17 protein-coding genes and 1 pseudogene are annotated in these 21593 nt (G+C 62.3%); 8 read left to right on the top strand and 10 right to left on the bottom strand.

All coding sequences use genetic code 11. The features are described from left to right. Positions 1-97 precede the first annotated feature (97 nt). The 3 genes from lon (at position 98) to UW3_RS0118645 (ending at position 4985) form a co-directional block, all read left to right on the top strand. Positions 98-2494 (top strand): endopeptidase La, encoded by a 2397-nt coding sequence (lon, locus tag UW3_RS0118655; RefSeq protein ID WP_010224367.1) that lies wholly within the window; start codon positions 98-100, stop codon positions 2492-2494. Between the two features lie 148 nt (positions 2495-2642). Next, a complete protein-coding gene (locus UW3_RS0118650; RefSeq protein ID WP_010224366.1) occupies positions 2643-2915 on the top strand; it encodes an HU family DNA-binding protein in 273 nt (90 codons plus the stop codon). A gap of 198 nt (positions 2916-3113) precedes the next feature. Then, positions 3114-4985 carry a SurA N-terminal domain-containing protein gene (locus UW3_RS0118645; protein ID WP_010224365.1) on the top strand — a complete coding sequence of 624 codons (1872 nt, stop codon included), beginning with the start codon at positions 3114-3116 and terminating at the stop codon, positions 4983-4985. A 110-nt stretch (positions 4986-5095) separates the two neighbouring features. On the opposite strand, the gene UW3_RS0118640 is transcribed toward UW3_RS0118645, so the two are convergent. The 7 genes from UW3_RS0118640 to gloB all read right to left on the bottom strand — a co-directional run bounded on the left by UW3_RS0118640 (position 5096) and on the right by gloB (position 14910). After that, complete coding sequence (locus tag UW3_RS0118640) at positions 5096-6706, bottom strand: ABC transporter ATP-binding protein (protein ID WP_010224363.1); 1611 nt, start codon at positions 6704-6706, stop codon at positions 5096-5098. A 1-nt stretch (position 6707) separates the two neighbouring features. Continuing rightward, on the bottom strand, positions 6708-7727 hold the full coding sequence (locus UW3_RS0118635) for an ABC transporter permease (RefSeq protein WP_010224362.1): 1020 nt from the start codon (positions 7725-7727) through the stop codon (positions 6708-6710). A gap of 1 nt (position 7728) precedes the next feature. Then, positions 7729-8802: a microcin C ABC transporter permease YejB gene (locus tag UW3_RS0118630; RefSeq protein WP_010224360.1), complete on the bottom strand. Its 1074-nt coding sequence runs from the start codon at positions 8800-8802 to the stop codon at positions 7729-7731. Position 8803: 1 nt separating this feature from the next. Then, entirely contained in the window at positions 8804-10657 is a 1854-nt protein-coding gene (locus UW3_RS0118625; protein WP_026001399.1) for an extracellular solute-binding protein, read from the bottom strand. Further along, positions 10654-12483: an extracellular solute-binding protein gene (locus tag UW3_RS0118620; RefSeq protein WP_050990027.1), complete on the bottom strand. Its 1830-nt coding sequence runs from the start codon at positions 12481-12483 to the stop codon at positions 10654-10656. The genes UW3_RS0118625 and UW3_RS0118620 overlap by 4 nt, the downstream gene beginning before the upstream one ends. Before the next feature lie 126 nt (positions 12484-12609). Continuing rightward, complete coding sequence (locus UW3_RS0118615) at positions 12610-14031, bottom strand: transglycosylase SLT domain-containing protein (protein ID WP_010224354.1); 1422 nt, start codon at positions 14029-14031, stop codon at positions 12610-12612. Positions 14032-14130: 99 nt separating this feature from the next. Then, positions 14131-14910, bottom strand: a complete 780-nt coding sequence (gene gloB, locus UW3_RS0118610) for a hydroxyacylglutathione hydrolase (RefSeq protein WP_010224352.1) — start codon at positions 14908-14910, stop codon at positions 14131-14133. Positions 14911-14989: 79 nt separating this feature from the next. Here gloB and UW3_RS0118605 point away from each other — a divergent pair, with 79 nt between their 5' ends. From UW3_RS0118605 to UW3_RS0118590, 4 genes are all read left to right on the top strand, one after another. After that, on the top strand, positions 14990-15748 hold the full coding sequence (locus UW3_RS0118605; protein ID WP_010224350.1) for a class I SAM-dependent methyltransferase: 759 nt from the start codon (positions 14990-14992) through the stop codon (positions 15746-15748). Between the two features lie 50 nt (positions 15749-15798). Beyond that, positions 15799-16245, top strand: a complete 447-nt coding sequence (gene rnhA / locus UW3_RS0118600; RefSeq protein ID WP_010224348.1) for a ribonuclease HI — start codon at positions 15799-15801, stop codon at positions 16243-16245. An 88-nt stretch (positions 16246-16333) separates the two neighbouring features. Further along, a complete protein-coding gene (dnaQ, locus tag UW3_RS0118595; RefSeq protein ID WP_272942705.1) occupies positions 16334-17080 on the top strand; it encodes a DNA polymerase III subunit epsilon in 747 nt (248 codons plus the stop codon). 78 nt (positions 17081-17158) lie between these two features. Next, the gene (locus UW3_RS0118590) at positions 17159-19414 is read left to right on the top strand and encodes an Orn/Lys/Arg family decarboxylase (protein ID WP_010224344.1); all 2256 of its coding nucleotides are present in this window, start codon (positions 17159-17161) and stop codon (positions 19412-19414) included. Between the two features lie 6 nt (positions 19415-19420). Here the strand turns inward: UW3_RS0118590 and UW3_RS0118585 are convergent, their stop codons facing one another. Then, positions 19421-19639, bottom strand: a complete 219-nt coding sequence (locus UW3_RS0118585; protein WP_010224343.1) for a hypothetical protein — start codon at positions 19637-19639, stop codon at positions 19421-19423. Positions 19640-19789: 150 nt separating this feature from the next. Here UW3_RS0118585 and UW3_RS0118580 point away from each other — a divergent pair, with 150 nt between their 5' ends. After that, positions 19790-20344 (top strand): NADPH-dependent FMN reductase, encoded by a 555-nt coding sequence (locus tag UW3_RS0118580; protein WP_010224342.1) that lies wholly within the window; start codon positions 19790-19792, stop codon positions 20342-20344. 65 nt (positions 20345-20409) lie between these two features. Here UW3_RS0118580 and phnX read toward each other — a convergent pair whose 3' ends face one another. Further along, a complete protein-coding gene (gene phnX, locus UW3_RS0118575) occupies positions 20410-21237 on the bottom strand; it encodes a phosphonoacetaldehyde hydrolase (RefSeq protein ID WP_010224341.1) in 828 nt (275 codons plus the stop codon). A 56-nt stretch (positions 21238-21293) separates the two neighbouring features. Then, positions 21294-21593 (bottom strand): annotated as a pseudogene (locus tag UW3_RS29095) (2-aminoethylphosphonate--pyruvate transaminase); the annotation flags it as partial.

The following is a 21593-nucleotide window of genomic DNA, read 5'->3' as shown; positions in this document are numbered from 1 at the left end:
GTCGCAGCGCTTGTTTTTTTGCGGGCCTGCCCCCACATTAACTCCACGCTCAAATTCCATCGGTTTCCGGCCATAAGGCCGCTGTAGAGGCGAAATCATGAAGACCACCCTCGACTTGCCTCTCCTGCCATTGCGTGATGTCGTCGTTTATCCGCATATGGTCATCCCACTGTTCGTGGGGCGCGAGAAGTCCATCGAGGCCCTTGAGGCCGCGATGACGGGCGAGAAGCAGATCCTCCTGCTGGCCCAGAAGAACCCCGCTGACGACGATCCAGGCGAAGACGCCCTGTACCGCGTCGGTACCATTGCCACCGTCCTGCAACTGCTGAAACTGCCCGATGGCACCGTCAAGGTGCTGGTCGAAGGTGAGCAGCGCGGTGCCGTTGAGCGTTTCAACGAAGTCGACGGGCACATTCGTGCCGAGGTTTCGCTGATCGACGAGTCCCAGGCTGCCGAACGCGAGTCTGAAGTCTTCGTCCGTAGCTTGCTGTCACAATTTGAACAATATGTTCAGCTGGGCAAGAAAGTCCCGGCTGAAGTCCTGTCGTCGCTCAACAGCATCGACGAGCCTGGGCGCCTGGTCGACACCATGGCAGCGCATATGGCGCTGAAGATCGAGCAGAAGCAGGAAATCCTCGAAATCCTCGACCTTTCGGCCCGTGTTGAACACGTGCTGGCGCTGCTGGATGCCGAGATCGACCTGCTGCAGGTCGAGAAGCGTATCCGTGGCCGGGTCAAGAAGCAGATGGAGCGCAGCCAGCGCGAGTACTACCTGAATGAGCAGATGAAGGCCATTCAGAAAGAGCTCGGCGACAGCGAAGAAGGTCACAACGAAGTCGAAGAGCTGAAAAAGCGCCTCGACGCCGCCGGCCTGCCCAAGGATGCCTATGCCAAGGCCCAGGCCGAGCTGAACAAGCTCAAGCAGATGTCACCGATGTCGGCTGAGGCCACTGTCGTGCGTTCCTACCTCGACTGGCTGGTGCAGGTGCCGTGGAAGGCCCAGAGCAAGGTGCGCCTGGACCTGGCCAAGGCCGAGGAAATCCTCGACGCCGACCACTACGGGCTGGAAGAGGTCAAGGAGCGCATCCTTGAGTACCTCGCCGTGCAGAAGCGGGTGAAAAAGATCCGTGGCCCGGTACTGTGCCTGGTAGGGCCGCCTGGCGTGGGTAAAACCTCGCTGGCCGAGTCGATCGCCAGTGCCACCAACCGCAAGTTCGTGCGCATGGCCCTGGGCGGCGTGCGTGATGAAGCCGAGATTCGCGGCCACCGCCGTACCTACATCGGTTCGATGCCCGGTCGTCTGATTCAGAAAATGACCAAGGTTGGCGTGCGCAACCCGCTGTTCCTGCTCGACGAAATCGACAAGATGGGCAGCGACATGCGTGGCGACCCGGCCTCGGCGCTGCTGGAAGTGCTCGACCCCGAGCAGAACCACAACTTCAACGATCACTACCTGGAAGTCGACTACGACCTCTCGGACGTGATGTTCCTCTGCACCTCCAACTCGATGAACATTCCGCCAGCCCTGCTGGACCGGATGGAAGTCATCCGTCTGCCGGGTTACACCGAAGACGAGAAGATCAACATCGCGGTCAAGTACCTGTCGCCCAAGCAGATCAAGGCCAACGGCCTGAAGAAGGGCGAGCTGGAGGTCGATGTCACGGCCATTCGCGACATCATTCGCTATTACACCCGCGAAGCCGGTGTGCGGGGCCTGGAGCGCCAGATCGCGAAAATCTGCCGCAAGGTGGTTAAGGAGCACGCCGGCCTCAAGCAGGTGGCGGTGAAGGTCACGGGCGAGCAGCTCGAGCACTACCTTGGCGTGCGCAAGTACCGCTACGGGCTGGCCGAGCAGCAGGATCAGGTCGGTCAGGTCACTGGCCTGGCCTGGACCCAGGTGGGCGGCGAATTGCTGACCATCGAAGCGGCAGTTATCCCGGGCAAGGGCCAACTGATCAAGACCGGTTCGCTCGGTGATGTCATGGTCGAATCGATCACCGCCGCGCAAACCGTGGTGCGCAGCCGGGCGCGGAGCCTGGGTATTCCTGCCGACTTCCACGAGAAGCGCGACACCCATATCCACATGCCCGAAGGTGCCACGCCCAAGGACGGTCCAAGCGCCGGTATCGGCATGTGCACCGCCCTGGTCTCGGCCCTGACCCAGATTCCGGTGCGTGCCGATGTGGCCATGACCGGTGAGATCACCCTGCGTGGCCAGGTGCTGGCGATTGGTGGTTTGAAGGAAAAACTACTGGCCGCTCACCGTGGTGGAATCAAGACGGTGATCATTCCGGAAGAGAATGTGCGCGATTTGAAGGAAATTCCTGAGAATATTAAGCAGGATCTGCAGATTAAACCGGTCAAATGGATTGACGAAGTCCTCCAAATTGCGCTGCAATACGCCCCGGAGCCCTTGCCCGATGTGGCTCCGGAGATTGTCGCCAAGGATGAAAAGCGCGACAGCGATTCCAAGGAAAGAATCAGCACGCATTAGTACGTATTTGGCTGGGGGGCTTTCTTGACAGTATTTTCAGGCCCTTGTTATAAAGCGGCACTTAAGTGTCAACAGGCCACCCAGCGCTCGTTTAGCTTTTCATTACATACTTAGAAACAAACTCAATAGAGATATAAGGGGACTTAGAGTGAACAAGTCGGAACTGATTGACGCTATCGCCGCATCTGCTGATATTTCGAAAGCTAGCGCTGGCAAAGCGCTGGACGCAGTAATCGAATCCGTCACCGGCGCCCTGAAGGCAGGTGACTCCGTGGTACTGGTAGGTTTCGGTACCTTCTCCGTCACCGACCGTCCAGCGCGCACCGGCCGCAACCCGCAAACCGGCAAGACCCTGGAAATCCCTGCCGCCAAGAAGCCTGGCTTCAAGGCTGGCAAGGCTCTGAAAGAAGCCGTCAACTAAGTCGCTTCCTTCAGGCACACGCCTAACCGAGCCCGGTTCACGCCTGGCCCGGCTGCCGAGCGTCGGGAGGCCTGATACCAGGTTCCCGGCGCTCGGCCAGTTACGAGAAGGCGCATCCTCGGATGCGCCTTTCTTCTATCAGGACTCTACCCACGCTCCACGGTTGGTTCATTCAGTACAACCGTTTCTGGGGGACGCATGCTGCAGAATATCAGGGACAATTCACAAGGTTGGATTGCCAAGACCATCATCGGTGTCATCGTAGCCTTGATGGCACTGACCGGCTTCGATGCCATCTTCCAGGCCACCACCAACAGCCAGGACGCTGCCAAGGTCAATGGCGACACGATCAGCCAGAACGAGCTGAGCCAGGCCGTCGACATGCAACGTCGGCAGCTGATGCAACAGCTGGGCAAGGATTTCGATCCGGCCATGCTCAACGAGCAAATGCTGCGTGAAGCCGCGCTCAAGGGGCTGATCGATCGCAAGTTGCTGCTCCAGGGCGCCGAAGACGCCAAGTTCGCTTTCTCCGAGGCGGCCCTCGACCAATTGATCCTGCAAACGCCTGAATTCCAGGAAGATGGCAAGTTCAGCGCCGAGCGCTTCGACCAGGTCATTCGCCAGATGGGCTACGGCCGTCTGCAATTCCGCGAAATGCTGGCCCAGGAAATGCTCATCGGCCAACTGCGCACCGGCCTTGCCGGCAGCGGTTTTGTCACCGACGACCAGGTCAACGCTTTCGCCCGTCTGGAAAAACAGACCCGTGATTTCGCTTCGCTGACCTTCAAGGCCGACCCGGCCGCGGTCAAGGTTACCGACGAGCAGATCAAGGCGCACTACGACCAACACGCCAAGGAATTCATGAGCCCCGATCAGGTCGTCATCGACTACATCGAGCTGAAGAAGTCCGCGTTCTTCGACCAGGTTGAAGTCAACCAGGACGAGCTCAAGGCGCTGTACGAGAAAGAAATCGCCAACCTCGCCGAGCAGCGTCATGCCGCGCATATCCTTGTCGAAATCAACGACAAGGTGAACGAGGGGCAGGCCAAGGCCAAGATCGAAGAGATCCAGGCGCGTCTGGCCAAGGGCGAAGACTTTGCCACCCTGGCCAAGGAATTCTCCCAGGACCCGGGCTCGGCCAACAACGGCGGTGACCTCGGCTATGCCGGGCAGGGCGTCTATGATCCGGCCTTCGAAGAGGCGCTGTACGCGCTGAACAAGGACCAGGTCTCGGGGCCGGTGCGTACCGAGTACGGTTTCCACCTGATCAAGCTGCTCGGTGTCCAGGCGCCGGAAGTACCAAGCTTCGACAGCCTGAAAGACAAGCTGACCCGCGAGCTCAAGGCCCAGCAGGTCGAACAGCGCTTTGTCGAAGTGACCAAGCAACTGGAAGACTCGGCGTTCGAAGCCTCCGACCTGGCCCAACCGGCTCAGGAGCTGGGCCTGAAGGTGCAGACTTCGGCGGCGTTCGGTCGTGAAGGCGGCGAAGGCATCACTGCCAACCGCGCCGTGATCCAGGCTGCGTTCAGCACAGAAGTGCTGGAAGCGGCTGCCAACAGCACGGCCATCGAGCTCGATCCGGAAACCATCGTTGTGCTGCGCGTCAATGAACACCGCAAGCCTGTGCAACTGGGCCTTGAAGTCGTCTCCGAGAGCATCCGCAAGCACCTGGCCAAAGAGCAGGCGACTGCTGCACTGAAGACCAAGGCCGATGCCCTGATCGCCGGTCTGCGTGATGGCAAGATTGCCCTGGCGGCCAGCCAGGACGGTCAGGCCTGGAAAGTCCAGGAAGCGGTTTCGCGCAGCCAGGAAGGTATCGACCCGGTCGAGCTGCAGGCGCTGTTCCGCATGAGCAAGCCAGAAGCCAAGGACAAGCCGGTGTACGCCAGCGTTACCCTGGCTGACGGTAGCCTGGTGGTACTGCGCCTGAACGGCGTCAACGAAGGCGCTGCGGCCACTGAAGAAGAGAAAGCGACCTACCGCCGCTTCCTCGCTTCGCGTGCTGGCCAGCAGGACTTCGCGGCGTACCGCAAGCAGCTGGAAGCCAAAGCGGATATCACTCGCTACTGAGTGCTGGATGCTTAAAACAGAAAAGGCCGCTTACGCGGCCTTTTTTGTTTTCATCGCGGGGCAAGCCCGCTCCCATCGGTTTGTAGGAGCGGGCTTGCCCCGCGAAGAGGCTACTGAACGGCAGCTGGGGCCAGAAACGCCGCCTCCAGCAACTGCCGTGTATACGCATGCTGCGGGTCGGCAAAGATATCCGCCGCCACCCCTTGCTCCACCACCTGGCCCTGCTTGACCACCATCAACTGATGGCTGAGCGCTTTGACCACCGCCAGGTCGTGGCTGATGAACAGGTAGGTGAGGTTGTACTTGCTCTGCAATGAGCGCAGCAGTTCCACCACCTGGCGCTGCACGGTACGGTCCAGTGCCGAGGTCGGCTCGTCGAGCAGGATCAGGGCCGGCTTGAGCACCAGCGCCCGGGCGATGGCGATGCGCTGGCGCTGACCGCCGGAGAACTCGTGCGGATAACGATGCCGCGCCTGCGGATCGAGCCCCACCTCATGCAAGGCGGCAATGATTGCCTGCTCCTGTTCGGCGGCGCTGCCCATGCGGTGGATGCGCAGGCCTTCGCCGACGATATCGCTGACGCACATGCGCGGGCTGAGGCTGCCGAACGGGTCCTGGAAGACCACCTGCATCTGCCGGCGCAATGGCCGCACCTGCTGCTGGGTCAGGTTCTCTAGGGCCGTGCCCTGAAAGCGGATGCTGCCCTGGCTGCCAAGCAGGCGCAGGATCGCCAGGCCCAGGGTCGACTTGCCCGAACCGCTTTCGCCGACGATACCCAGGGTCTGGCCCTGGGGCAGGCTGAAGTTGATGCCGTCCACGGCCTTGACGTAATCGACGGTGCGCCGCAGCAGGCCCTTCTTGATCGGGAACCACACGCGCAGGTCCTCGACCTGCAGCATCGGGGCGCCGGGCGGGTTGCCGGCCGGGCCGCCGCTGGGTTCGGCACCGAGAAGCATCTGCGTGTAGGGGTGTTTGGGGTTGCGGAACAATTCTTCGCAATCGGCCTGCTCGACGATCTGGCCCTTTTGCATCACGCAGACCCGATGGGCGATGCGCTTGACCAGGTTGAGGTCGTGACTGATCAGCAGCAGGGCCATGCCCAGGCGGGCCTGCAGGGACTTGAGCAGTTCGAGGATCTTCAACTGTACGGTAACGTCCAGCGCCGTAGTCGGTTCATCGGCGATCAGCAGGTCGGGCTCGTTGGCCAGGGCCATGGCGATCATCACACGCTGCCTCTGACCGCCTGAGAGCTCGTGTGGCAGCGCCTTGAGGCGTTTGTGGGGCTCAGGTATGCCGACCATCGCCAGCAGCTCCAGGGTGCGCTCGGTGGCCGCCTTGCCGCGCAGGCCCTTGTGCAGCAGGAGGATCTCGTTGATCTGCTTCTCGATGTTGTGCAACGGGTTGAGCGAGGTCATCGGCTCCTGGAAGATCATCGCGACACGGTTGCCGCGGATGCGCCGCATCTGTTTTTCGTCGAGGGTCAGCAGGTCGCGCCCCTCGAACAGGATGCTGCCGCTAGGGTGGCGGGCCAGCGGGTAGGGCAGCAGGCGCAGGATCGAGTGCGCCGTCACCGACTTGCCCGACCCGCTTTCGCCGACCAGGGCCAGGGTTTCGCCGCGGCGGATGTCGAAACTGACCCCTTCGACCACCCGCTGGCATTGATCGCCGGTGACGAACTCGACGGCCAGGTCGCGGACTTCGATCAAGGTTTGCTTGCTCATCTCATTTCCTCGGGTCGAAGGCATCGCGGGCGGATTCGCCGATGAACACCAGCAGGCTGAGCATCAGTGCCAGCACGGCAAAAGCGCTCATGCCCAGCCAGGGCGCTTGCAGGTTGGACTTGCCCTGGGCCACCAGTTCACCCAGCGACGGCGCCCCCGGCGGCAGGCCGAAGCCGAGGAAGTCCAGGGCGGTCAGGGTGCCGATCGCGCCGGTGAGGATGAACGGCATGAAGGTCATGGTCGAGATCATCGCATTGGGCAGGATGTGCCGGTACATGATCGCGCCGTTCTGCATGCCCAGCGCCCGCGCCGCACGCACGTACTCCAGGTTGCGCCCGCGCAGGAACTCGGCGCGCACCACATCCACCAGGCTCATCCATGAGAACAGCAACATGATCCCCAGCAGCCACCAGAAGTTCGGTTGCACGAAGCTGGCGAGGATGATCAGCAGGTACAGCACCGGCAGCCCCGACCAGATTTCCAGGAAGCGCTGCCCGGCCAGGTCCACCCAGCCGCCGTAAAAGCCCTGCAGGGCGCCGGCAATCACGCCGATGATCGAGCTGAGGATGGTCAGGGTCAGGGCAAACAGCACCGAGATACGGAAACCATAGATGACCCGTGCCAGCACGTCGCGGCCCTGGTCGTCGGTACCCAGCCAGTTCTGCGTCGACGGCGGGGCAGGGGCCGGGACCTTGAGGTCGTAGTTGATGCTCTGGTAGCTGAACGGGATCGGCGCCCACAGCACCAGGCTGTCCTTGGCCGCCAGCAACTCGCGGATGTACGGGCTCTTGTAGTTGGCCTCCAGCGGGAATTCGCCGCCAAAGGCGGTTTCCGGGTAGCGCTTGAGCGCCGGGAAGTACCATTGGCCGTCGTAACGCACCACCAGGGGCTTGTCGTTGGCGATCAGCTCGGCGCCCAGGCTCAGGCCGAACAGGATCAGGAACAGCCACAGCGACCACCAGCCACGGCGGTTGGCCTTGAAGCGCTCGAAGCGCCGGCGATTCAGAGGTGACAGGTTCATCTCAGTGCTCCCGGCTGTCGAAGTCGATGCGTGGGTCGACCAGGGTGTAGGTCAGGTCGCCGATCAGCTTCACCACCAGCCCGAGCAGGGTGAAGATGAACAGGGTGCCGAAGACCACCGGGTAGTCGCGGTTGATCGCTGCCTCGAAACTCATCAGGCCCAGGCCGTCGAGGGAGAAGATCACTTCGATCAGCAAGGAGCCGGTGAAGAAGATACCGATGAACGCCGAGGGAAAACCGGCGATCACCAGCAGCATGGCATTACGGAACACATGACCGTAGAGCACGCGGTTGGGGCTCAGGCCCTTGGCCTTGGCGGTGACCACGTACTGCTTGTTGATCTCGTCGAGGAAGCTGTTTTTGGTCAGCAGGGTCATGGTTGCGAAGTTGCCGATCACCAGCGCAGTGACTGGCAGCGCCAGGTGCCAGAAGTAGTCGAGCAGCTTGCCGGTGGTGCTCAGCTCATCGAAGTTGTTCGACGTCAGGCCGCGCAATGGGAACCAGTCCAGGTAGCTGCCACCGGCGAACAGCACGATCAGCAGGATGGCGAACAGAAACGCCGGGATGGCGTAGCCGATGATGATCGCCGAGCTGGTCCAGACATCGAAGTGGCTGCCGTGACGGGTGGCCTTGGCGATCCCCAGGGGGATCGACACCAGGTACATGATCAGCGTGCTCCATAGCCCCAGGGAGATCGATACCGGCATTTTCTCGATGATCAGGTCGATGACCTTGGCGTCACGGAAGAAGCTGTCGCCAAAATCCAGGTGGGCGTAGTTCTTGATCATGATCCACAAGCGTTCCGGCGCCGGCTTGTCGAAGCCGTACATCTGCTCGATTTCCTTGATCAAGGCCGGGTCCAGGCCCTGGGCACCGCGGTAGTTGGAGCCGGCCACCGAAACTTCGGCGCCGCCACCGGCGATGCGGCTGGTGGCGCCCTCGAAGCCTTCGAGCTTGGCGATCATCTGCTCCACCGGGCCGCCCGGGGCGGCCTGGATGATGATGAAGTTGATGATCAGGATGCCCAGCAGGGTCGGGATGATCAGCAGCAAACGGCGAAAGATATAGGCCAGCATGCTATTTCGCCCCTTCGGCCGCTTGCGCTTCGGGCGCCGGGTTCAGCGGCACCACCGGCTCGACATCGGGCTTGATCCACCAGGTGTTGATACCGATGTCGTACTTGGGCGAAACCTTGGGGTGGCCGATGTGGTTCCAGTAGGCCACGCGCCAGGTCTTGATGTGCCAGTTGGGGATCACGTAGTAGCCCCATTGCAGCACCCGGTCCAGGGCGCGCGAGTGCTCGATCAGGCTCTGTCGCGAATCGGCGTTGATCAGCTGCTCTACCAGGGTGTCGATGGCCGGGTCCTTCAGGCCGATGAAGTTGCGGCTGCCGGGATTGTCGGCGGCGGCGCTCTGCCAGAACTCGCGTTGCTCGTTACCCGGGGAGTTGGACTGCGGGTAGCCGCCGACGATCATGTCGAAATCCCGCGAGCGCAGGCGGTTGATGTATTGCGAGACATCGACCCGGCGAATCACCAGGTCGATACCCAGGTCCGCCAGGTTGCGCTTGAACGGTAGCAGGATGCGCTCGAATTCTGTCTGTGCCAGGAGGAATTCGATGGATACCGGCTTGCCCTGGGCGTCGACCATCTTGTCGTCGACAATGCGCCAGCCGGCTTCCTGCAGCAGCTTGTAGGCCTTGCGCTGTTGTTCGCGGATCATGCCGCTGCCATCGGTGACCGGGTTGGCGAAGGCCTGGGTGAACACCTGATCGGGAATCTTGCCGCGCAGCGGTTCGAGAATCTTCAGTTCAGCGGCGTCGGGCAAGCCGCGGGCGGCCATGTCGGAGTTCTCGAAGTAGCTGCCGGTGCGGGTGTAGGCACCGTTGAACAGCTGCTTGTTGGTCCATTCGAAGTCCAGCAGCAGGCTCAGTGCTTCACGCACCCGGATATCCTGGAACAGCGGGCGGCGGATGTTGTAGACAAAGCCCTGCATGCCGGTCGGGTTGCCGTTGGGCAGCTCTTCGAGGATCAGGCGCTTGTGCCGCACTGCTGGCACGTCATAGGCAGTGGCCCAGCTCTTGGCTGCGGTTTCCAGGCGGTAGTCGAACTGGCCGGCCTTGAGTGCTTCGAGGGTGACCGCACTATCGCGGTAGTAGTCGATGGTCATCTCGTCGAAGTTGTAGAAGCCGCGGTTGACCGCCAGGTCCTTGCCCCAGTAGTCCTTGACCCGCTCATAGCGGACCGAGCGCCCCGGCTTGACCTCGGCGACCTTGTACGGGCCGCTGCCCAGGGGGATTTCCAGGTTGCCCTTGGTGAATTCGCGGTTTTCCCACCAGTGCTTGGGCAATACCGGCAACTGGCCGAGGATCAGTGGCAGTTCGCGATTATTGCTGTGCTTGAACTTGAACAGCACCCGCTGCGGGTCTTCGGCGATCACTTCGGCGACATCGGCGTAGTAGCCGCGGTACAGCGGTGCGCCATGCTTGATCAAGGTGTTGAAGGTGAACACCACGTCGTCGGCCTGGATCGGCTGGCCGTCATGAAAACGTGCCTCGGGGCGCAGGTAGAAGCGCACCCAGCTGTTGTCCGGGGCTTTCTCGATCTTGCCGGCGACCAGGCCGTACTCGGTGAAAGGCTCATCCAGGCTCTGGGTCATCAGGGTGTCGTAGATCAGGCCGATGTCGTCGGCCGCTACGCCCTTGTTGATGAACGGGTTGAGGCTGTCAAAGCCGCCGAAACCGGCCTGGCGGAAGGTGCCGCCCTTGGGCGCGTCGGGGTTGACGTAGTCGAAGTGCTTGAAATTTGCCGGATACTTCGGCGCTTCATCGTAGAGGGTCAGGGCGTGTTGCGGTGCAGCCAGTGCCTGGCTGCCGAGGCAGGCCAGCAGCAGTGCGCAGGCCTTCAGGCGCAGGCGGGACATTGGCATCATTGGGCTTTCTCCGAAGGCTTGATCCACCAGCTGTTGAGCCCCAGGGTGTAGGGCGGCGTGGCCACAAAGGCAAAGCGATTGCGGTAGGCCAGGCGGTGGTTGTCGAGATACCAGTTGGGAATCATGTAGTACTGCCACAGCAATACCCGGTCCAGGGCGCGTGCCGCAGTCACCTGGTCCTCACGGCTCTGGGCGGCCAGCAGGGTGTCGAGCAGGTGATCGACCACCGGGTCTTTCACGCCAGCATAGTTCTTGCTGCCCTTGGTCGAGGCCTGGCTTGAATGGAAGTACAGCCATTGTTCAAGGCCCGGGCTCAGGGTCTGGTTCAGGGTCATCAGGATCATGTCGAAATCGAACTGGTCCAGGCGTTGTTTGTACTGGGCCCGGTCTACTGTGCGCAAGCGTGCTTCGACGCCAATGCTGGCAAGATTTTCGACATAAGGTTGCAGGATCCGTTCAAGGTTCGGATTGACCAGCAGCAGCTCCAGCTTCAAGGGTTGCCCGGCGCTGTTGAGCAGGCGCTGGCCGTTGAGCTTCCAGCCGGCCTGGCCGAGCAGGTCAAGGGCCTGGCGCAGGGTCTGGCGGTTGATACCGCGGCCGTCGGTGTGGCTGACCTTGTACGGCTCGGTGAACAGCGCCGCCGGCAATTGCTTGCGGTAGGGCGCCAGCAGTAGCCATTCCTTGCCCACCGGCAGGCCGCTGGCGGCGAGCTCGCTGTTGGGGTAATAGCTGCTGGCACGTTGGTAGGCACTGCTGAACAGGGTGCGGTTGGTCCATTCGAAGTCGAGCATCAACCCCAGCGCCTGGCGCACCCGCACATCGCTGAAGGTCGCGCGGCGGCTGTTCATGAACAGGCCTTGGGTCTGGGTCGGGATCTTGTGCGGGATCTGCGCCTTGATCACGTCGCCGCGGCGCACCGCCGGGAAGTTGTAGCCGTTGGCCCAGTTCTTCGCCTGGTGCTCGATGTAGATGTCGAACTCGCCGGCCTTGAAGGCTTCGAAGGCCACTGCGCTGTCACGGTAGAACTCGAATTCGACGCGGTCGACGTTGTACTTGCCGCGGTTGACCGCCAGGTCCTTGCCCCAGTAATCCTTCACCCGCTCGAACACCAGGCGCCGCCCAGGCTGGACCTGGGTGATGCGGTACGGGCCGCTGCCTAGCGGCGGCTCGAAGGTGGTGGCCTTGAAGTCGCGGCCCTTCCAGTAGTGCGCCGGCAGCACCGGCATCTCGCCCAGGCGCAGGATCAGCAGCGGGTTGCCTGCGCGCTTGAAGACGAAGCGGATACGTCGCGGGTTGAGAATGTCGACGCGCTTTACTTCCTGCAGGTTGGTCCGGTAGATCGGGTGACCTTCCTTGAGCAGGGTGCGGTAGGAGAACGCCACGTCGCTGGCGGTTATCGGCTTGCCGTCGTGAAAGCGCGCCTCGGGACGCAGGTTGAACACCACCCAGCTGCGGTCTTCGCTGTACTCGACCGAGCCTGCGATCAGGCCATAGCTGGACGTGGGCTCATCACCGGAGGGGTCGTACTGGCCGGTGCCGACCATCAGGGTTTCGTTCAGCTCGCTCACCCCGTACTGCAAGAAGTTCGGCGTGGTGACCGGGCTTGAGCCCTTGAAGGTATAGGGGTTGAGGGTGTCGAAGGTGCCAAATGCCATGGCCCGCAAGGTACCGCCCTTGGGCGCTTGCGGATTGACCCAGTCGAAGTGGGTGAATTTGGCTGGATACTTGAGCGTGCCGAACTGGGCGTAACCGTGGCTTTCGCTGATTGTTGCGCCCGCGGGAAAGCTCAAGGCCAGGCTGAGTGACAGCAACAGGAGGGGACGTATCAAGTCGAGATCCGATCCAGGCGGCTTGGGCTTTATTCCGGCTACAGTAACAGCTTGTATCGACTGGAAAAAGAGTGCCGCATGGGGCGCTGCAGGGCGCTCCGGTCAGTGACCGGAGCGCGGGCCTCAATGATTGAGGTAGACGGTCAGGGTCTGGCCCGGCTTGAGGGCGTGGCCGCTGCGTGGATTCCAGCGCTTGAGGTGCTGCATCTCGACGTTGAAGCGCTTGGCCACCAGGTACAGCGAGTCGCCTTTGCGCACCTTGTACTGGGTGGATTTTTTCTGGTTCTTTGCGCCAGCCGGCTGGGTGCTCTGCATCACCAGGGTCTGGCCGGTCTTCAGGCGTTGGCCGGAGAGCTTGTTCCAGCGCTGCAGGTCTTTGACGCTGACCTTGTTGGCCTTGGCGATGCTGGCCAGGTTGTCGCCACGCTTGACCCGGTAGCGGCTGTTGCGGGTCGTGCTGGTGCGCGGTGCGGCTTCGGCCATGGCAGCTTCGAACACGGCTTTTTTCGGCTGCAGGGTCAGCAGCTCTTCAGGCTTCATGTTCGACAGCGAGGCGGTCAGCAGCTGTGCCTTGGCGGTCGGCACCAGCAACTGCTGCGGGCCGTCGACAGTCATGCGCTTCTTGAAGGCCGGGTTGAGCTGGAACAGCTCGTCTTCGTCGATTTCGGCCAGGGCGGCGACACGTGACAGATCGAGGCGGTCCTTGATCGCGACCGCTTCGAAGTACGGTTCGTTGGCAATCGGGTTAAGGTTGACGCCATAGGCCTGCGGTGTCATCACCACCTGCGACAGGGCCAGCAGCTTGGGCACGTAGTCGCGGGTTTCCTGCGGCAGCGGCAGGTTCCAGTAGTCAGTCGGCAGGCCGAGCTTCTCGTTGCGCTCGATGGCGCGGCTGACGGTGCCTTCGCCGGCGTTGTAGGCCGCCAGGGCCAGCAGCCAGTCGCCGTTGAACATGTCGTGCAGACGGGTCAGGTAGTCCAGCGCGGCGTTGGTCGAGGCGGTGATGTCGCGGCGGCCATCGTAGAAACGGGTCTGGCGCAGGTTGAAGTAACGCCCGGTGGAGGGGATGAACTGCCACAGGCCTACCGCATGGGCCCGTGAATAGGCCATTGGGTTGTAGGCGCTTTCGATCGCTGGCAGCAGGGCCAGCTCCAGCGGCATGTTGCGCTCTTCGAGGCGTTCGACGATGTAATGGATGTACAGGCTGCCGCGGTCGCCGGCGTTTTCCAGGAACGAGGGGTTGCTGGCAAACCACAGGCGTTGCTGTTCGATGCGTGGGTTGACTGCAACGCCGTCCTGCAGCACGAAGCCCTGGCGCATGCGTTCCCAGACGTCCTGAGGCGCTTGCTCCACCGGTTTGACCGGTACGATCAGCGGTTTCTGCTTGGCCCGAGCCTGGTAGTTGTGCGCGCGAACGCTGTCGGATTCGTCGACTTGACGGGTGCTCTGGCAGCCCACAAGGGTGGCGGCCAGGGCCAGCGCACTGGCTTGGGCCAGGCGCGTCAGGGCGACGGAATTGAAGGTTCTGCGGCTAGTGGACGACATTGGCTGGGACAAAGTTCCGGGCAAAAATGTCGGGGGATTCTAGAAAGCGGCCCCTCAACGGTCAACCTTTCAGAACTTTCCGTCACCAACAGCGGCTGTTTAGAACCGATCTTTCCAAGCGCGCAACCCAGCAAAAACAGCACTTGGCGTGGGGTTTATCGGGCCATTCCGTTCGTCTAGTTTTTCTTTAACGGATGTTACGGAGGTCCGCAGAAAGGGGTTGGTGAGCTTTTCCAGGGCCAGGGTTGAAGGCAACGTGATGCGATCTTGTGATCTTAGCTCGGTAACGTCGGCGAAGCGTTGGGCAATGTGCGGGTTTTCAGGCTCGACGGCCTGGGCGAAGCGCAGGTTGCTCAAGGTATATTCGTGGGTGCAGTACACCAGGGTTTCGGCGGGCAGGGCGGCCAGGCGCTGCAGGGAGTGGTGCATTTGCTCCGGTGTGCCTTCGAACAGGCGCCCGCATCCAGCGGCGAACAAGGTATCGCCACAGAACAGCACGGGCGTGGCTGTTTGCTGGCAATAATAGGCAATGTGTCCCAGGGTGTGTCCGGGGACGGCGATGACCTGGAAATCCAGGCCCAGAACGCGCACGCTGGCGTTGTCGTCCAGGGCCTGGTCACGACCGGGAATGCGTTCCTGGGCGGGGCCGTAGACGGTCGCGCCGGTCCGCGCCTTGAGCTGCTCGACGCCACCGACATGGTCGTGATGGTGGTGGGTGATGAGGATATCGCTCAGGTGCCAGCCGGGATGGCGTTCAAGCCAGGCCAGTACCGGTGCCGCATCGCCCGGATCGACCACCGCGCACCGCTGGCTGGCAGAATCTTGTAACAACCAGATGTAGTTATCGTTGAAAGCGGGCAGGGCATCGATCTGTATCATGGTGCGATTCGCCAAACGGTGGACATGGGTGCATCTTAGTAGCTCTGTGCGCTGTCGAGAACCTTCAAGGGAGACTGCAATGACCGATCAAGCCTTCGCCCAGGCCGATCCGCAGTGGCTGGAGCTGATCAGCCAGGCCCGCGACTGGTTCGCCGGCCCCCTCGGGCAACTCATGCTCAAGGAGGAACAACGCCTGCTCGAAGAGGAGCTGGGGCGTTACTTCGGTGGTTACCTGGTGCACTACGGCCCCTGCGCCGAAGCGCCGCCCAAAGCCCCGCAGGTGCAGCGCAACGTGCGCTTGGGCGCGCCGCTGCCGGGGGTCGAGATCGTCTGTGAAGAACAGGCCTGGCCACTGAGCGAGCACGCCGCCGACGTTGTGGTGCTGCAGCACGGCCTGGACTTCAGCCTGTCGCCCCATGGCCTGTTGCGCGAGGCCGCCAGCAGTGTGCGTCCGGGCGGCCATCTGCTGATCGTCGGTATCAACCCCTGGAGCAGTTGGGGCATGCGTCGGGTGTTTGCCCATGATGCCCTGCGCAAGGCGCGCTGCATTTCCCCCTCAAGGGTCGGCGACTGGCTCAACCTGCTGGGCTTCGCGCTGGAGAAACGCCGCTTCGGGTGCTATCGTCCGCCGCTCGCATCCCCCGCCTGGCAACAGCGCCTGGCCGGCTGGGAGCGGGTTGCCGGTGGCTGGCAGAGTGCCGGTGGCGGCGTCTACCTGCTGGTGGCGCGCAAGATGGTGGTGGGGTTGCGACCCCTGCGTCTGGAGCGCCGCGAACCGATGGGCAAGCTGCTGCCGCTGCCGATGGCCAAGGTCAACCGGCGCCATTCCGAACCCTGAGTTCCGGGCCCCAAGGGCACGGGGTCAAATCATTGATGAAAAGGCTGTAAATGAGCGATAGCGTCGAGATATTTACCGATGGCGCCTGCAAGGGTAACCCTGGCCCGGGTGGCTGGGGTGTGCTGATGGTCTGCAAGGGCGTCGAGAAGGAACTGTGGGGCGGCGAGCGCGACACCACCAATAACCGCATGGAATTGATGGCCGCGATCAAGGGCCTGGAAGCGCTCAAGCGTGAATGCGAAGTGCTGCTGGTGACCGACTCCCAGTACGTGATGAAAGGCATCACCGAGTGGATGGTCAACTGGAAGAAGCGTGGCTGGAAGACCGCTTCCAAAGAGCCGGTGAAGAACGCCGACCTCTGGCAATTGCTCGATGAGCAGGTGGGCCGGCACAAGGTCACCTGGAAGTGGGTGCGCGGGCACGTCGGCCATCATGGCAACGAGCGCGCCGACCAGTTGGCCAACCGCGGCGTTGACGAGGTCCGTAGTCTGCGTTGAGCACAGCGGCCGCCACTCACCCTTGAGCTGAGGTAGAATGGCCGGCTTTTCACCAGACTGTACGCGGCAGGAGACCCCCGGCGTGGAGATTCAGAACAACAGGTCGGTCGTCCTCGACACCGAAACCACCGGCATGCCGGTCACCGACGGCCACCGAATCATCGAGATCGGTGGTGTCGAGCTGATGGGCCGACGCTTGACCGGGCGACACTTCCACGTCTACCTGCAACCGGACCGTGAGAGCGATGAAGGCGCCATCGGCGTCCACGGCATCACCGATTCCTTCCTGCTCGACAAGCCGCGTTTTGCCGAGGTCGCCGATGAATTCTTCGAGTTCATCCAGGGCGCCCAGCTGATCATCCACAACGCGGCGTTCGACGTTGGCTTCATCAACAACGAGTTCGCCTTGCTCGGTCAGCGCGACCGCGCCGATATCACCCAGCACTGCACCATTCTCGACACCCTGATGCTGGCCCGATCCCGGCATCCGGGCCAGCGCAACAGCCTTGATGCCCTGTGCAAGCGCTACGGCGTCGACAACTCCGGCCGTGAGCTGCACGGCGCGCTGCTCGACTCGGAGCTGCTGGCCGACGTCTACCTGAACATGACCGGTGGCCAGACCAGCCTGTCGCTGGCCGGGCACGGTGCCGACGGCGAGGAGGAGGGGCAAGACAACCGCGCCAGCGAGATCCGCCGCCTGCCCGCCAGCCGACAGCCAGGGCGGATCATCCGCGCCAGCGAGCAAGAGCTCGAGCTGCACATGGCTCGCCTGGAGGCGATTGCCAAGTCCGCCGGTGGCCCGGCACTGTGGCAGCAGCTGGCCGACGCAAACTGAGGCAATTTGCCGCGCAGAGGCGCTGGCGACCTTCTACCCTGAGTTGACGCAGCTGTCACTCGGAGGAAGCGCCCGCCCATGTACAAGGACCTCAAGTTTCCCGTCCTGATCGTGCATCGCGACATCAAGGCCGATACGGTCGCCGGCGAGCGTGTCCGCGGTATTGCCCAGGAGCTGGCCCAGGACGGTCTCACCATCCTGCCGGCGATCGACTACGCCGAAGCTCGTCTGGTCGCCTCGACCCACCATGGCCTTGCCTGCATGCTGGTTGCCGCCGAAGGCGCAGGCGAAAACACCCATTTGCTGCAGAACATGGTCGATCTGATTCGCCTGGCCCGGGTGCGTGCCCCGCACTTGCCGATCTTCGCCCTTGGCGAGCAGGTGACGCTGGAAAACGCCCCCGCCGATGTGATGAGCGAGCTGAACCAGCTGCGCGGCATTCTTTACCTGTTCGAAGACACCGTGCCGTTTCTCGCCCGGCAAGTGGCACGGGCGGCGCACAGCTACCTGGATGGACTGCTGCCACCGTTCTTCAAGGCCCTGGTGCAACACACCGCGCAATCGAATTATTCATGGCATACGCCCGGTCATGGCGGTGGCGTGGCCTACCGCAAAAGTCCGGTCGGCCAGGCCTTCCATCAGTTCTTCGGGGAAAATACCCTGCGTTCGGATTTGTCGGTGTCGGTGCCCGAGCTCGGTTCGCTGCTCGACCACACCGGCCCCCTGGCCGCCGCCGAGGCCCGCGCGGCAAAAAACTTTGGCGCTGACCATACCTTCTTCGTGATCAACGGTACCTCGACGGCCAACAAGATCGTCTGGCATTCGATGGTCGGCCGTGATGACCTGGTGCTGGTCGACCGCAACTGTCACAAATCGGTGGTGCACGCGATCATCATGACCGGGGCCATCCCCTTGTACCTGTGCCCGGAGCGCAACGAGCTGGGCATCATCGGGCCAATCCCGCTGAGTGAATTCAGCCCGGCGTCGATCCACGCCAAGATTCAGGCCAACCCCCTGGCCCGGGGCCGGCCGGCCAAGGTCAAGCTGGCGGTGGTGACCAACTCCACTTACGACGGGCTGTGCTACAACGCCGAACTGATCAAGCAGGAACTGGGCAACAGTGTCGAGGTGCTGCATTTTGACGAGGCCTGGTACGCCTACGCGGCGTTCCACGAATTCTTCCGCGGGCGTTACGCCATGGGTACTTCGCGCAGTGCCGGCAGCCCGCTGGTGTTCAGCACCCATTCCACCCATAAGCTGTTGGCAGCCTTCAGCCAGGCGTCGATGATTCATGTGCAGGACGGTGGCGCCCGGCAGCTGGACCGCGACCGCTTCAACGAAGCCTTCATGATGCATATCTCCACCTCGCCGCAGTACAGCATCCTTGCCTCGCTGGATGTGTCTTCGGCGATGATGGAAGGCCCAGCCGGGCGCTCCCTGCTACAGGAAATGTTTGATGAGGCGCTGAGCTTTCGCCGGGCCATGGCCAAACTGCGCGAGCATATGGACAAGGACGACTGGTGGTTCAGCATCTGGCAGCCGCCGCTGGAGGAGGGCGTACGCCGGGTAGCGACCGAGGACTGGCTGTTGCAGCCGCAGGCCGACTGGCATGGCTTTGGCGATGTCAGTGATGATTACGTGCTGCTCGACCCGATCAAGGTCACCCTGGTGATGCCGGGGCTCAGCGCCGGCGGAGCCTTGAGCGAGCACGGCATTCCAGCGGCAGTGGTCAGCAAGTTTCTCTGGGAGCGCGGCCTGGTGGTGGAGAAGACCGGGTTGTATACCTTTCTGGTGCTGTTCTCGATGGGCATCACCAAGGGCAAATGGAGCACGCTGCTGACCGAGTTGCTCGAGTTCAAGCGCAACTACGACGCCAATACCAGCCTGGTCGAAAGCCTGCCGTGCATCGCTCAGCTCGATCCGCTGCGCTATCAGGGCCTGGGCCTGCGGGACCTGTGCGACCAACTGCACGCCTGCTACCGCAGCAATGCCATCGCCAAGCAGCTCAAGCGCCTGTTTACCCGCTTGCCGGAAGTGGTGATCAAACCCGCCGATGCCTATGACCGGATGGTGCGCGGGGAGGTCGAGGCGGTGCCGATCGGGCAGTTGCTCGGGCGCATCGCCGCAGTCATGCTGGTGCCCTATCCGCCGGGAATTCCGTTGATCATGCCGGGGGAGCGGTTTACCGAGGCGACCCGCTCGATCATCGATTACCTGGCGTTTGCCGCCGCCTTCGACAGCGGCTTTCCCGGCTTTGTCGCCGATGTGCATGGGTTGCAGCACGAAACGACTGCGCAGGGGCGGATCTATACCGTCGATTGCATCAAGGTGTGAGCACGGTCAGGGAATGCGGATGATTTCCACGCCGCTTTGCACCAGCTCGAAGCGATCCTCACCCAGATGATTGACCCGGTCGCCGATTGCCAGCTTATAGGTGGTAACCGGCAGGGCTGCGCCACTACCGTCGGCCTGCAGGGTGGCTTCCTGGAACTCATGAACGGGATAGATGCGGCCCTCTGCGTCCCGTGCATGAAACTGTCCGACCAGTACTGCTGTCATTTACCGTGCAACCTCTGAAGAAATAGGGATCTGTCAGGCATAGACCACTGTTTTGCCTGGTAAGTTTTGCCCGAACGGAAAAAAACTTCAGACCCGGGCGGGATCATCTATACCTACAACTCCCTTTCTTCTTCACGTCAGGAAATTGCCATGAGCCAGGTGTATTCAGTCGCCGTCGTCGTCGGCAGCTTGCGCAAGGAGTCCCTCAACCGCAAGGTCGCCCGTGCGCTGGCGGAGCTCGCGCCGTCCAACCTCAAACTGCACAGTGTCGAAATCGGCGAGCTGGCCTTGTACAACGAGGATATCGATGCCAATCCGCCCCAGGCCTACAAGACCTTTCGCGAGCAGATTCGCAGCAGTGATGCGGTACTGTTCGTCACCCCGGAATACAACCGATCGGTGCCGGGGGTGTTGAAGAACGCCATCGATGTGGGCTCGCGGCCCTATGGCCAGAGCGCCTGGAACGGCAAGCCGGGGGCGGTGATCAGTGTGTCGCCCGGTGCGGTGGGCGGCTTCGGCGCCAACCATCATCTGCGCCAGTCGCTGGTGTTCCTCGATGTGCCGTGCATGCAGCAGCCGGAGGCGTATATCGCAGGGGCGGCAACGCTGTTCGATGAGCACGGCAAACTGTCGGAGAAGACCCGGCCGTTCTTGCAGGCCTTTATCGACAAATTTGCCGTGTGGGTCGAGCGGCATCAGAAGTGAGGCAGCTAACCGCGGTGCAAGCCCGCTCCTGCCTGTAGGAGCGGGCTTGCACCGCGAGGGTGGTTTTACACCGCCTGCGGCATCTCGCCTCGTGCCAGGCGCTTGTTGATATCAGCAATCACTTGCGGCAACTCGTTGATGGTGTCGATCAGGTAGTGCGGGCGCGAGCTTTCGAACAGGGCATGAATGCGCTTGCGTTCGCGTTCGAGCGTGTCCGAGGCCAGAGCGCGGTAGCCTTCGTAAGTCAGGCCCAGAGCGTTGCCCGAGCACACCAGCGCTACCGTCCACATGCCGGCACGACGACCTTCGAGGATGCCTGGCACGGTGTCGTCGACCTTGACACAGGCGGCGACGTCATCGATCCCCAGGGCAATCACGTTGGCCAAGGCCTGGGCCGGCCAGGGGCGGCCGTTCGGGGTTTCGTCGGTGGCCACCACGTGATCGGCCACATAACCGTTCTGCGCCGCCAACGCCACCACCTTGTCCATCACCACTTTCGGGTAGCCCGAGCACGAGCCGATCTTCAGGCCGTCCTGGCGCAGCCCGGCCAGGGTGTCGAGGGCACCGGGAATCAGTGCCGAGTGCACGGCGATCTTCTCGATCTGCAGCGGCATGAAGCGTTCATAAATGGCGGTGACGTCGGCATCGCTCGGGGTGCGGCCAAACACCTTGCGATAGCGCTCGGCGATTTGCGGCTGGTCGCACAAGGTGCGGATGTGGTCCCACTTGCCCATGCCCATCGGGCCGCGGGCTTCCTCAATGGACACTTCGACGTCGAACTCGGCGAAGGCCTCGACGAAGATCTGCGTCGGGGCGAAGGAGCCAAAATCGACCACGGTGCCGGCCCAGTCGAGAATCGCGGCTTGCAGGTGGGTCGGATTGCTGTAGTTCATGTTCAGGGTTCCTTGAGCGGGTGGTGGCGCTGGTCAGGTAAAAGGAATTCGTGGTGTCAGATGTCCAGCACTTCCATTTCCTGCAGGACGTGGGCGATGGCATTGACCGCAGCCTGCATGCCCTGCGGACCGACGCAGCCGATGCAACCGACGCGGAAGGTCTCGACTTGGGTCAGCTTGCCCGGGTAAAGGATGAAGCCCTTGGCCTTGACCCGCTCGTAGAAGTCCTTGAACTGGTAGCGCGGATCCTGCGGGGCATGGAAGGTGACAATGATCGGCGCCTGGATCTCAGCCGGCAGGAAGCTGCGCAAGCCGATCGCGGCCATGCCGTCGAGCAGCGTCTTGCAGTTGCTGGC

Source organism: Pseudomonas donghuensis (assembly GCF_000259195.1).
Lineage (GTDB): Bacteria > Pseudomonadota > Gammaproteobacteria > Pseudomonadales > Pseudomonadaceae > Aquipseudomonas > Aquipseudomonas donghuensis.
This window is presented reverse-complemented; position numbering and strand designations above follow the sequence as displayed.